At 64.4% G+C, this 12,601-nt stretch carries 11 protein-coding genes; 2 read left to right on the top strand and 9 right to left on the bottom strand.

Annotated features, from left to right (window positions below; all coding sequences use genetic code 11):
• Nucleotides 1–119: 119 nt before the first annotated feature.
• The 8 genes from XH96_RS17575 to XH96_RS17540 form a co-directional block, all read right to left on the bottom strand.
• Complete coding sequence (locus tag XH96_RS17575; RefSeq protein WP_194393555.1) at nt 120–386, bottom strand: hypothetical protein; 267 nt, start codon at nt 384–386, stop codon at nt 120–122.
• Nucleotides 387–1,895: 1,509 nt separating this feature from the next.
• Nucleotides 1,896–3,374 (bottom strand): Asp-tRNA(Asn)/Glu-tRNA(Gln) amidotransferase subunit GatB, encoded by a 1,479-nt coding sequence (gene gatB, locus XH96_RS17570; protein ID WP_194393554.1) that lies wholly within the window; start codon nt 3,372–3,374, stop codon nt 1,896–1,898.
• Nucleotides 3,371–3,673, bottom strand: a complete 303-nt coding sequence (locus tag XH96_RS17565) for a hypothetical protein (protein ID WP_194393553.1) — start codon at nt 3,671–3,673, stop codon at nt 3,371–3,373. The genes gatB and XH96_RS17565 overlap by 4 nt, the downstream gene beginning before the upstream one ends.
• On the bottom strand, nt 3,664–5,139 hold the full coding sequence (gene gatA / locus XH96_RS17560; protein ID WP_194393552.1) for an Asp-tRNA(Asn)/Glu-tRNA(Gln) amidotransferase subunit GatA: 1,476 nt from the start codon (nt 5,137–5,139) through the stop codon (nt 3,664–3,666). Before gatA ends, XH96_RS17565 begins: the two co-directional genes overlap by 10 nt.
• Nucleotides 5,136–5,348 carry a hypothetical protein gene (locus XH96_RS17555; RefSeq protein ID WP_027547180.1) on the bottom strand — a complete coding sequence of 71 codons (213 nt, stop codon included), beginning with the start codon at nt 5,346–5,348 and terminating at the stop codon, nt 5,136–5,138. The genes gatA and XH96_RS17555 overlap by 4 nt, the downstream gene beginning before the upstream one ends.
• 18 nt (nt 5,349–5,366) lie before the next feature.
• Nucleotides 5,367–5,654 (bottom strand): Asp-tRNA(Asn)/Glu-tRNA(Gln) amidotransferase subunit GatC, encoded by a 288-nt coding sequence (gene gatC, locus XH96_RS17550; RefSeq protein WP_194393551.1) that lies wholly within the window; start codon nt 5,652–5,654, stop codon nt 5,367–5,369.
• A 139-nt stretch (nt 5,655–5,793) separates the two neighbouring features.
• On the bottom strand, nt 5,794–6,870 hold the full coding sequence (locus XH96_RS17545; protein ID WP_194393550.1) for a nitronate monooxygenase family protein: 1,077 nt from the start codon (nt 6,868–6,870) through the stop codon (nt 5,794–5,796).
• 145 nt (nt 6,871–7,015) lie between these two features.
• Nucleotides 7,016–8,038 carry a nitronate monooxygenase family protein gene (locus XH96_RS17540; RefSeq protein ID WP_194393549.1) on the bottom strand — a complete coding sequence of 341 codons (1,023 nt, stop codon included), beginning with the start codon at nt 8,036–8,038 and terminating at the stop codon, nt 7,016–7,018.
• A gap of 97 nt (nt 8,039–8,135) precedes the next feature.
• On the opposite strand from XH96_RS17540, the gene XH96_RS17535 reads away from it, so the two are divergent.
• Together XH96_RS17535 and XH96_RS17530 are read left to right on the top strand one after the other, a co-directional pair.
• Nucleotides 8,136–9,026, top strand: a complete 891-nt coding sequence (locus XH96_RS17535) for a LysR family transcriptional regulator (RefSeq protein WP_194393548.1) — start codon at nt 8,136–8,138, stop codon at nt 9,024–9,026.
• Between the two features lie 186 nt (nt 9,027–9,212).
• Entirely contained in the window at nt 9,213–10,148 is a 936-nt protein-coding gene (locus XH96_RS17530; protein WP_194393547.1) for a cyclase family protein, read from the top strand.
• Nucleotides 10,149–10,259: 111 nt separating this feature from the next.
• Here the strand turns inward: XH96_RS17530 and XH96_RS17525 are convergent, their stop codons facing one another.
• Nucleotides 10,260–12,494 carry a DNA/RNA non-specific endonuclease gene (locus tag XH96_RS17525; protein WP_194393546.1) on the bottom strand — a complete coding sequence of 745 codons (2,235 nt, stop codon included), beginning with the start codon at nt 12,492–12,494 and terminating at the stop codon, nt 10,260–10,262.
• Nucleotides 12,495–12,601 lie beyond the last annotated feature (107 nt).

Here is a 12,601-nt window from a genome sequence, read left to right as displayed (position 1 = left end):
CGTCCATTCGTGTTTTGGTCGCCCATGCCGTCGGGTCTTATGCGGCGGCACGACAAGCAAAATTGATTCAGCGCAACCGGGCCCACCCGTGCAAACACGGATCGGAGGCGGTTCTCATCTCAGTGTGCGGAGACCCAGGCCCTCGCCTCGCGCTGGGCGATGGAGATCTCGGCATCCGACATCTGTCCGGCGACTTCCTGGCGCAGCGCCACCGCGTCCTTGCGGCCCTTCAACGCCGCGAGGTTGAACCATTTGTGCGCGGCGACGAGATCGACGATCCCGGAGCGACCGCTCGCCCAATAGATCCCGCGCTCGAACAGCACGTCCGACAGCGCGCTCGCGTCGATCGGCGTCGCCGTCTCCGGATCGAAAGTACCCTGAAACATCACGCATCCCCTTTGTTCTTATGCCGTCCCGCTCCACCGAGCGCGGCTCCCGTCCAAATAGCTGTTCAACTCTTCCCCGAGTCTTCTTGCCCATGCCGTTTGCCGGCTTGTTGGAGGCGATGATGGCGGGCAAATTTGAATGGCAGTTTAAGTATCGCAATGAAGCAGACGTAAACGCGAGCGCGCGAGGCGCGTATGGGAAATTCAAAAAGTCCCTGATTTGCAGGCACTTCTGCAATTCGTCAGATTCGGTTTACCCTGGGATTTTGGCAGATCGATAACCATCGCGCGCGGTGGCGCGTGCTACGGCTCCAATTCATGGAGCGGCGCGCCGTCGTGGCCGCGCCCGCCTGTCGTTCCCCGCGCAGGCGGGAATCCGGTACGCTGCGGCCCATCGTTTCAACCACGACGGTCTCGGCGTACTGGATCGCCCGGTCGGAGCCGGGCGACGACACCGCGCCTGGAGAAGCGGCACGCAGACGGCGTGCAATCACGCACGGCCCTCGCCTGCACCAAGGCAGCGCGGCCAAGTCGCGGTCAGATCAGCAATGTCGGGGGGGGAAAGGAATGCCGGCAATACCCCGGCCTCATGAGAACGAGGGCGTCGGCGAACACGTCAGGACCAGATTCCACTTCGGCCCGAAGGCCTCTCGTGAAATTGCGGAGCTCCTTCCGGAGAACCGCACCGAACGAAGAAAACTCGTTTCTTCTGCCGGACCGCGAAAGAGAACGGTCCGACCGTTGACCTGATGTCTCGCCGACACCCTCTATCGTCGACCAGAACCCTCTAGGAGGCGCTGATGACGTGCCGGCTATCTGGAGCCGGCAACTTCAGAAGCGAAGTTACTTCTTCTTCTTCGCGACCTTGCGGGTCTTCTTCGCAGTCTTCTTCACTGCGCTCTTCGCCTTCTTCGCCTTCGCCTTCTTCGCTTTCTTGGCCATGTTGCCCTCCGATGTGTGAGATGGCTTTAATCGCTGCGTGCACTCGGGGATCGAATGCACTTCATCCCGAATACACCAACACGAAGAAAAAAACAGCGTCTCGCTTAAAGAAGTGTTGACGGCGCAACGCGCGTGCGCTTGGCGAGCGCGACGCAAACGCACCGCACGAGGTGTACCTGCGATCGCGGAGAACATGCGTAGCGCCGACCTTCGCGACTGATGCGATTGCAGAAAAACACTATGCAGCAAGTATTTTTCTGCACGCGCGCATCGCACGTGATGGACGCGATGATGTGCATCGCCATTCCCCCGACTGTCTCGCAGAGGCACTTCGCGGACTCTGAGTCGCGAATTTTGGCAACGAAAATATTTTCATCCTTAATGGCGCGAACGCTCGTCTGAGCGTGTGCAAGCCGCCGTTTTGCGCGAATCGCGTGACGGCGATTCGGTCGCTGCGGCACTGTCGATCGGGATGAAGTTTGCTGCCGAGGATGCGCGCGAGCGTCGCACCGAGAGCAGAATGGGAGGCGGCGAAGCATGTCCGCCACCTCGTTAGACCGCGTGAGGCTAGAGGCCGAGCTTGGACTTGAGCAGGTCGTTGACGCTCTGCGGGTTGGCCTTGCCGCCGGACGCCTTCATCACCTGGCCGACGAACCAGCCGAGCGACTGCGGCTTGTCCTTCACCTGCGCTGCCTTGTCGGGATTGGCAGCGATGATGTCGTCGACAACCTTTTCGATCGCCGAAAGATCCGTCACCTGCTTCATGCCGCGGCTTTCCACCAGCGTGCGGGGATCGCCGCCTTCCTGCCAGACGATCTCGAACAGATCCTTGGCGATCTTGCCGGAGATCGTTCCCTCGCCGATCAGGTCGATGATCGCTGCCAGCTGCTCCGCATTGACCGGAGAGCCCGCAATATCCCGTCCTTCCTTGTTGAGACGGCCGAACAGCTCGTTGATCACCCAGTTCGCCGCCAGCTTGCCGTCGCCGGCGCGATTGGCGAGCTTGTCGAGCACGGTCTCGTAGAACACCGCACTCTCGCGCTCGGCGACCAGCACGCTCGCGTCGTAAGCCGACAGGCCGAAGTCGGCGATGAAGCGCGTCTTCTTCTGGTCCGGCAGCTCCGGCAGCTTCGACCTCAACGCGTCGACGAATTCCTGGCTGAACTCCAGCGGCAGCAGGTCGGGATCGGGGAAGTAGCGGTAGTCATGCGCCTCTTCCTTGGACCGCATCGAGCGCGTCTCGCCCTTGTTGGGATCATAGAGCCGCGTTTCCTGGTCGATCTGGCCGCCGTCCTCGAGGATTTCGATCTGGCGCCGCGCTTCGTACTCGATCGCCTGGCCGATGAAGGTGATCGAGTTCATGTTCTTGATCTCGCAGCGGGTGCCGAGCGGCCCACCCGGCTTGCGCACCGAGACGTTGACGTCGGCGCGCAAGGAGCCCTTCTCCATGTCGCCATCGCAGGTGCCGAGATAGCGCAGGATCGAGCGCAGCTTGGTGACATAGGCCTTGGCCTGCTCGGCGTCGCGGATGTCCGGTTTTGACACGATCTCCATCAGCGCCACGCCGCAGCGGTTGAGATCGACATTGGACATGGTCGGCGACCGGTCGTGCAGCAACTTGCCGGCGTCCTGCTCCAGATGCAGCCGCTCGATGCCGATGGTGACGCTGCGGCCGCCGTCGAGCTCGACCAGCACCTCGCCTTCGCCGACGACCGGCGACTTGTACTGGCTGATCTGGTAGCCCTGCGGCGAGTCCGGATAGAAATAGTTCTTCCGGTCGAACACCGAACGCAGATTGATCCTGGCGTTAAGACCGAGCCCGGTCCGGACAGCCTGCCTGACGCATTCCTCGTTGATCACGGGCAGCATCCCCGGCATCGCGGCATCGACCAGGGACACGTGCGTGTTCGGCTCGCCGCCGAATTCCGTGGAGGCGCCGGAGAACAGCTTCGCGTTCGAGGTCACCTGGGCGTGGATCTCCATGCCGATGACCATCTCCCAGTCACCCGTGGCGCCCTTGAGAAGCTTGTGCGTGGCCGTGCTCATGTCCTGCTCCCGAGCAGCGTGGCAGCGATCCGCTCCCACTCCGCCTCCAATGAATCCTTTGCCGTGGGCTGACCGGCCTGACGATACCAGTAGCCGGCATTGCCGAGATCGCCTTCGACGCGGTGCAAGTAAGCGTGCACCCAGGCGGCCTCACGGCTGCTCTCGTCCTGAACGATCTTGTGCGCGCGGTCCCAGTCCCCCTTCGCGGCCCACCAGAGACCTGCGACCGGCGCGCTCAGGTCCGGCGCGGGCGCCGAGCCGCCGAGGCTCGCGATGAAATCGGCGACATTCACCACCACCTCGCGGGCGTGAAGCGGCCGGCGGCCTGCTCGATCACCTCGCCGAGCGAGAACAGCGTCTCCTCGTCGAACGGACGGCCGATCAATTGCAGGCCGAGCGGCAAGCCCTGCGCGTCCTTGCCGGCGGGCACGGCGATGCCCGGAAGGCCCGCCATGTTCACGGTCACGGTGAAGATGTCGTTGAGGTACATCTCGACCGGATCGGCGCCGCCCTTCTCGCCGATGCCGAAGGCCGCCGACGGCGTTGCGGGGGTGAGGATCGCATCGACGCCCTTCGCGAAGCAGTCCTCGAAATCCTTCTTGATCAGCGTCCGCACTTTTTGCGCGCGCAGATAATAGGCGTCGTAATAGCCGGCCGAGAGCACATAGGTGCCGATCATGACCCGGCGCTTCACCTCGGCGCCAAAGCCCGACGCGCGGGTATTCTCGTAGAGTTCGATGATGTTCTTGGCCGGCTCGCGCAGGCCGTAGCGGACGCCGTCATAGCGCGCGAGGTTGGAGGAGGCCTCCGCCGGTGCCACGATGTAATAGGCCGGGAGCGCATATTTGGTGTGCGGCAGCGAGACTTCGACCAGCTCGGCGCCGGCCGCCTTCAGCCAGGCCGCGCCCTCGCTCCAGAGTTTCTCGATCTCGGCCGGCATGCCGTCGAGACGATACTCCCTGGGGATGCCGATCTTCATGCCCTTCACGGACTTGCCGATCGCGGCCTCGTAATCCGGCACGGGAATGTCGACCGAGGTCGTGTCCTTGGGGTCATGACCGGCCATCGAACGCAGCAGCATCGCGGCATCGCGGACGCTGCGCGCGATCGGACCGGCCTGGTCGAGCGACGAAGCGAAGGCGACGATGCCCCAGCGCGAGCAGCGGCCATAGGTCGGCTTGATACCGACGGTCGCGGTGAACGCCGCCGGCTGGCGGATCGAGCCGCCGGTGTCGGTCGCGGTCGCGCCCATGCAGAGCAGCGCCGCCACGGCGGAGGCCGAGCCGCCGGACGAGCCGCCCGGCACCAGCGTGGTGTTGCTGCCGTCGCGCCGCCAGGGATTGCCGACGGGGCCGAAGCAGGAGGTCTCGTTCGACGAGCCCATCGCGAACTCGTCATTGTTGAGCTTGCCGAGCATCACCGCGCCGTCGCGCCAGAGCTGCGAGGTGACGGTGGACTCATAAGTCGGCACGAAATTGCCGAGGATCTTCGAGCACGCCGTGGTGCGCACGCCCTTGGTCGCGAACAGGTCCTTGATGCCGAGCGGGATGCCCGCGAGCGGGCCCGCATCGCCCTTGGCGATCTTGCCGTCCGCCTCGCGCGCCATCGCGCGCGCCTGGTCGGGCGTCTCCATAACGAAGGCGTTGAGCACGCGCGCGGCTTCGATCGCGGAAAGATGCGCGTCGGTCAGCTCGAGCGACGTGAAAGTCTTGTCGGCGAGACCCTTGCGGGCCTCGGCGAGCGTCAGCGATGTCAAATCGGTCATTTATTGATCGGGCTGCAGAAGAACGGAGACAGGGTCTTGTCGTTGGCCGGGTCGTCTTTTTTGGCGGCGGCTTTCGCAGCGGCCTCGATCTCGTCGAGCACGGCGTTGACGGCGACATTGGGGTCGGCGGCCTTGCCCTGCCGCTCCATCTTGTCGAGATAATTCATGTAGGCCTGATAGGCCTTCTCATCGTCGCAAAGCAGACACATCGGACTACGTCCTAAAAGTTACTCGACGACCTTGGGCACCAGGAAGAAGTGACCTTCGGTCGCGGGCGCGTTGGCAACGATATCGTCGGCGATCTCGCCGTCATTGACCACGTCCTGCCGCCTCTTCATCTGCATCGGGGTGACCGAGGTCATCGGCTCCACGCCCTCGACATTGACCTCCGAGAGCTGCTCGACGAAAGCAAGCATGGCGTTGAGCTCGCCCTGCAGATGCGGAACCTCGTCCTCGGAAACCGCAATGCGCGCCAGATGCGCGATGCGGCGGACGGTAGCGGCGTCGACGGACATTATATAAGGCCTCTCACGGCAAAACCCATGTGCCGTATAGCAGAGGCCGGTTTTGCGCCGCAACCGGCGCTAGCGCAGGATCCGGAAAAGTGTGAAGCGGTTTTCCGAAAAGATCATGCGCAAACAAGAACCTGGAGGCTTATCCGGCCAGCGCTTTCAGGCGAGCCAAGGCCGATTTGGCGATATCCCGGGTCAACTCGGCGGCGGGGACCTCGCGACCCAGCGCAACGGCCTGTCCCGCCCAGAGATTGGTGAAATCCACCCTGCCCTGCTTTTCGGCGGCGGCCTTCAGCGGCCCCAGCGCGGTCGCGGCATGGGGAAACGGCGGCGCATCCGACGAGACCGGGCCGGCCTCGCGCATCAGGCGGTTCTGGACGCCGCGCGCCGGACGGCCCGTCATGACATTGGTGATGACGGTGGAATCGTCCCGCGCTTCAGCGAGCGCCTTGCGGCCGCCCGCGCTGACCCTGGATTCCGGACAGCGCAGATAAGCGCTGCCGATCTGCACGCCGGATGCGCCGAGCGCGAAGGCCGCGGCGATGCCGCGTCCATCGGCGATGCCGCCCGCCGCGATCACCGGCACCTTCACGGCATCGGCAACCTGCGGCACCAGCGCGAAAGTGCCGGGCTGTTCTGCGATCCTGTCGGTCAGGAACATGCCGCGATGACCACCCGCCTCGGCGCCTTGCGCGATCACGGCGTCGACGCCGCGCTCTTCCAGCCAGACCGCTTCCTTCACCGTCGTGGCGGACGAGATGACGAGACAGCCGGCCGCCTTGACCCGCTTGAGCAGCGCCTGCTCCGGCAGGCCGAAATGGAAGCTGACGACCTCCGGCTTCAGTTCCTCGACGACCTCGCAGAACGCCGCGTCAAACGGCGCGCGGTTCGCCGCAGCGATCGGCGCCGCCGGATCGAGACCATGCTCGGTGTAATAGCTCGCGAGCCGCTGCTTCCAGCGCGCTTCGGCCTCGGCTGTCAGCTCGACCGGCGTGTGGCAGAAGAAGTTCATGTTGACCGGCGCCTTCGCGCGCTGGCGAATGAGACCAACCTGCTCGCGCGCCTTCTCGGCCGAGATCAGCGCGCAAGGCAGCGAGCCCAGTGCCCCGCCTTGCGCAGCTGCAATCACCAGTTCCGCATCCATCGCCCCCGCCATCGGCGCCAGCACGATCGGGAATTCGGTCTTGAAAAGGTCGATCAGTCGACGGTCAGGCCACATGGTTGTTCTCCCGTGTTCTTTCTGACCCTCCCCTGGAGGGGGAGGGTCGATCGCGCGAAGCGCGAGCGGGGTGGGGTGACAGTCTCTCCACGGGGAAGCTGCCCGTGTGGAGAGATCACCCCACCCCGCTCCGCATTTCGCTTCGCTACATGCGCAGCGACCCTCCCACTCCAAGGGAGGGTGAGGAATTCCGTGCCGCTGTCACCGAATTACGTCTTCCTTCCAGCAACTGCTCCGCCTCCACCACAATCCGCGCGACGATCTCCGCCGCGGGGGGAATATCATGGATCAGCCCGACCGCCTCGCCCGCGATCACGGCTGCGACATCGAAATTGCCGGCTGCCTTGGCCGCGGCATAGTCCACCGCAACTGCGGCGACATTCTGCATCAGATCGACCTCGCGGCCGATCCAGCGCCGGGCGTGATCATTGATCAGGCACCGCCCGGTGAAGGGCGCCGGCCAGACATTGTTGCGCGAGAGATCGAAGATGATGCCGCGCACCGTGGAGCCGCTGTTCGCCGCACAGATGCGCCGCTTCGCCTCCTCCGCGCCGTCGGCCTCCCGGCTCGCATAGAAGCGCGTACCGAGCAGCACGCCGCTTGCGCCCAGCATCATCATGGCGGCGAGCCCGCGCCCGTCGGCGATGCCGCCGGCCGCGACCACCGGCACGCGGCCTGCGGCGAGATCGACGATCGCCGGCACGAGATCGACGCTGGTGCGCGAGGCACCATGCCCGCCCGCCTCCGTTCCCTGCGCGATCAGGACATCGGCGCCGGCATCGAGCGCCTGTCGAGCCATCGCCTCGTCCTGGACCTGGCAGATCAGGCGTGCACCGGCGGACTTGATCTTCGCTGCGAACGGCGCGGGATCGCCGAACGACAGCATGATCGCCGATGGCTTCGCGCTGAGCGCGATGTCGAGCAACTCGGGCCGCTTGGCGAGGCTCCACGTGATGAAGCCGATGCCGAACGGCGCCCGCAGTTCGGCGAGCTTCGCAGTCTCCTGCTCCAGCCACGCTCGCTCGCCATAGCCACCGCCGAGAATGCCGAACCCGCCGGCGCGGCTCACAGCCGCGACCAGGCGGCTGCCGGCGACGACATCCATCGGCGCCAGCAAGATCGGATGCGCGATCTCCAGCAACGTGGTCAGCGGCGTCGTCATCGGCATGGCTCCTCCCCGATCTGGACAGCGAGACTAGGCGCGACTAGCATTCTCCAGAAATGAATTGTTGCGAACGCTGCCATCTCGAAAACGGAACGGCGCCATGGAACTCAGCGATCTCCAGACCTTCGCCGCCGTCGCCCGCACGGGCGGCATCACCCGCGCCGCCGAAGAGCTCAACACGGTACAGTCGAACGTCACCCAGCGCGTGAAGGCGCTGGAGGCGGAGATCGGCACGGCGCTGTTCGAGCGCCACAGCCGCGGCATGACGCTGACGGGTGCCGGCAAGCGCCTTCTTCCCTACGCGCAAAGAATGGCGGCGCTCTCGCGCGAAGCCTTGCTCGCCGCACGCGACGATGGCGCGCCGAAAGGACCGCTCGCGATCGGATCGATGGAGACGACGGCGGCCGTGCGCCTGCCGCCGCTGCTCGCCGATTTCCACCGCCGCTTCCCCGCCGTGCGCCTTTCCTTGCGCACCGCGCCGACGGCCGACCTCGTCACCGGCGTGCTTGAAGGCTCGCTCGACGGCGCCTTCGTCGCGGGTCCCATCACGCATGCCGATCTCATCACGACGAGCGCCTTCCGCGAGGAGCTGGTGCTGGTCAGCGCGCGGCGCTGGGCCTCGATGGCCGAGCTGCGCGCAGGAACGCCGGAATCCGGGCCCACCGCGCTGGTTTTCCGCACCGGCTGCACCTACCGCCAGCGGCTCGAGCAAGTGTTCGTCGAGTTCGGCTGGCCGTCGGCCGCGCGCTTCGAGCTCGGCACGCTCGACGGCATGATCGGCTGTGTCGCCGCCGACATGGGCGTAACGTTGCTGCCGCGCGCGGTCGTCGAGCGCAGCGCGATGAACGGCAGCATCGCGATCCACACGCTGAGCCCGGCGCACGCCCGCGTCGAGACTCTGTTCATCCACCGCCGCGCGGGCCATCAAACCAGCGCGCTGAGCGGCTTTGCCGACTGCCTGGAGAAGGACGACGACGTCATCGCGGCCTGACGCGACGCAGCGTTCCACTCCACGAAATTCGTCACAAATCCATCGCGTTTCCGCGCTGCCTTCCGCGGCAACGCAGCACATCAAAAAGCTTTGATGCCCGCGATCATTCTACGTTAGGGTGACTGACTGGCCAGCGCAAAACCATAACGAAGCCAAACATCGGCAAGAACATCGGGAGGACTATCGATGCGCAATACGCTCGTGTTGTGCTGTGTCGCTGTGTTGTCGGCGATATCAGGAACTGCAAGCGCACAGGACTGGACCAAATCGAAATGGGGGCCGAACGACGAGGTCGGCGCCGCCAACTACATGACGCCCGAGCTCGTGGTGAAGGCGGCATCGCTGGTGAAGACCGGCAAGACCTACGCCCTCGGCATTCCCGTCACGTCGCAGACGCCCGCCTATCCGCCGCGCACCTACAAGATCACGGTGGTGCAGCCGGGACAGGCCGGCATCGCGGGGCTTGGTCCGAACAAGGCCACCTACAACGATGACATCCTCGACAGCTGGGTCGGCATCGGCAGCCAGCTCGACGGGCTCGGCCATCTCGGCATCGAACACGTCTATTACAACGGCAACAAGCTCGCCGACTTCGCCGATCCCACCGGTCTGAAGAAGCTCGGCATCGAGAAGGTGCCGCCGATGGTCACCCGCGGCGTGCTGCTCGACATGGCCGCCTATTTCAAGACCGACGTGGTGAAGGAAGGCACCGCCTTCAACGTCAAGGAGATCGAGGAAGCCGCCAAGCAGCAGAACGTCGAGATCCGCCAGGGCGACGTCGTCATCTTCCACACCGGCTGGCTCAGCCTGATGGGCAAGGACGACAAGCGCTATTCGGCCGGCGAGCCCGGCCTCGGCGTCGAGGGTGCAAAATACCTGACTGGCAAGGGTGTCGTCGCGGTCGGTGCCGACACCTGGGGACTCGAGGTGCTGCCGTTCGAATCCAAGAACGTGTTCGAGGTGCACCAGATCCTGCTCGCGATGAACGGGACCTACATCCTCGAAAACATGGATACCGCCGCGCTGGCCCGCGACAAGGGCTATGAATTCCTGTTCGTGCTGGGACAGCCGCGCTGGACCGGCGGCGTGCAGGCGATGATCAACCCGATCGCGATCCGCTGACGCGCGGCCCGCATCGCAAGCGCTCCGGGTGAGGGCTATCAGTGTCTCGACAGAGCACACCGCTCCCCTCACCCGAAAGCCGCGTCGGTCCCCACTCCAAGAACCTGGGTCCTAGATCCGAATGTCCTCATAGGATTCGATCCGCCGCGGGCCGACCGAGGTCGCCTCGTGCGAATCCGCGTCGGCGAGATTGCCGAAGTCGAGCTTGGTCAGTTTCGTCAGGTCCGCGATCGGGACCTGGAAGACGCTGACATCCTCCTCGGACATCCGCTCGAGCAGATCCGCCTCCTGGATACGGTCGATCTCCATCACCTGCTTACGCTGGCTCATCAGGAATGCCGCCGCCTTGAGAGCGTCGTCATCGTCGTTGCGGCGGATCAGTATCTTCCAGAAATACTTCGGGATTTGAACGCCGCCGAAGCTCGGATCCTTGTGCGGCCGGCCGGCCGGATTGGGCAGATCGGAGCCATCGGCATCCGGCCCATCGAACACCGGGCCGTTCATGACGATGCCCTTCTCCTCGCCTTCGAGCAGGACATCGCGCGTGTAATCCTCCAGTCCTGCCCAGAGCTGCTTGCCCTGATTGAACGAGAAGAACTGCGGCGAGCAGTTGGTGAAATGGAAGGAATCGTCGCCATGCTGCTTGGCCGCGGCGACGGTGTCGCCCCAGGTCGCGTCGAGGCGGCGCACCAGATGACCGCGGTCGAACGGATTCTTGCTGCGATCGGCCTCGAAAGTGGCCTGCTTGCGGTAGAACTCGTCGCCGATCTGGGCATCCTCGTCGATGCGCGGATCGCGCAGCCAGGAATCACCTTCACGCCTGCCGACGTCCTGCTGCTTGCCGCCGTCGATATTGACGCAGCTGAAGAAGGCGAGCCCGCGCTCCTTGTTCATGACGACGCTGTAGTTGAAATATTTCAGCTCGAACTGCCTGGAGCGGCCCTTGAGCATCGCGATCCTGGACTTGAGGGCGGCCGGAATCTTCGGCAACGGGACCGAAAACTTGCCGGTGCCCAGAAAATTCGCCTTGTATCCGGGACGCGATTTCAGCGTGCTCTGATCGATATGCACGGCCTCCATCGGCAGGCCGTTCCTCGCACTGATGTGAGGCAACAGGCCGGTCGGCGGCGCGATCAATGGCGTGCCGCCGTTGCGCTTGCCGCCGTTCGGCGTCCGGCCATTGCCATGACCTCCCGCCGGGCTCGGTAGCGGCGCCGTTGGAGCGAGAGGAATCTCCTTCCTGAAGATCGGCAGCGGAACGCGGATCGGGACCACCAAAGACGTGCCGTCGACGGATTGCTCGACCCAGACATTGGCGCCGTACGGAGTTGCGGCAACCGGCGACGGCGAGGCTCGCTCGATTTCGCGCCGGCTCGGCGGCTCCATCTCGTCGAGCACCGGCCTGATCAGAGGGTGAGAGCCGACGGCCACCTTGAGATCGGCGACGATCGCGCTGATCCGGATGCCTTCATTGGCGATCCAGTCGATCGAGGATTCGTCCATCGACGGCTTCCACACCTTGCCGTCCTTGGTCAGGGTACGGCCCTGCGCATTCTTCCGGGGAACACCGCTGTGGTGCAGCGCAACCACTTGCCAGAAGCGGTTGAACGCCGGCGAGCCCGATGATCCGGCCGTCGTATCGGTATTGTACCAGAGGAAGTCGCCGACATATTTGAGCAGCTTGTTCTCGCGGACGCAGACCTGCTTCATCTGCCCGCTGGGATGCTGGACGATGGTGAGATACTCCCCCGGATCCGCCTTGCCGGGCGCGTCACTGAGCGGCAGCCATCCCCAATCCTCGAGTTCCTCGTGGCCTGACAACGAGGTCGGCGCCACCGCGACGACAGAGAAGTCCAGCCGGTCATTGGTGTAGAAGAATCTGCCCGGTTCGAATCCGAACCTCACCGGCACACGCTCCTCTCCCGAAGCGTCCAGTTCGTAGTTGAAATCGGCGATCGAATGGGCTGCGTCGGCCGGCCGGCCGAAGACATGATGGTTCGTCAGCAGCAGGCCGGGCCCGATCAGAAAGCCGGAGCCATAGCCGAGCAGATTCGACTTGGTATCCCTGAGCTGAATACGGCAGACCGAGCGCGCGGCGGCGGTCCCCTTGGCAAGATAATTGATGCTGTCGAGATCATTGCCCTGGATGATCCGCTCCAGGCCGATCTCGGCCGCTTGCACGTCGCGCGTCTCGGCCAGCAGCTGACGCTGACGCAGGCGCATCTTCTCGACGGTCATCTCGATCGGACCGTCGCCCAATTTTCGGTTCAAGGCCTCGGGTGAGAACTCGGCCTGCTTGAATCGCCTTTCTGAGCCCGCGATCAGGCTTGGCTTGATGAGCATCATGACCTCTCAAAATATAGGGCGAGTATTGGACATGGTCGGCGCCTGAAAATCTGCGCCAAGGTTGCAGCGCGGGCCTGACTGCCGGCCGCTGCCGATCGTTCTCAAAA

The sequence above is a fragment of the Bradyrhizobium sp. CCBAU 51765 genome (genome assembly GCF_015291725.1).
Lineage (GTDB): Bacteria > Pseudomonadota > Alphaproteobacteria > Rhizobiales > Xanthobacteraceae > Bradyrhizobium > Bradyrhizobium liaoningense.
This window is presented reverse-complemented; position numbering and strand designations above follow the sequence as displayed.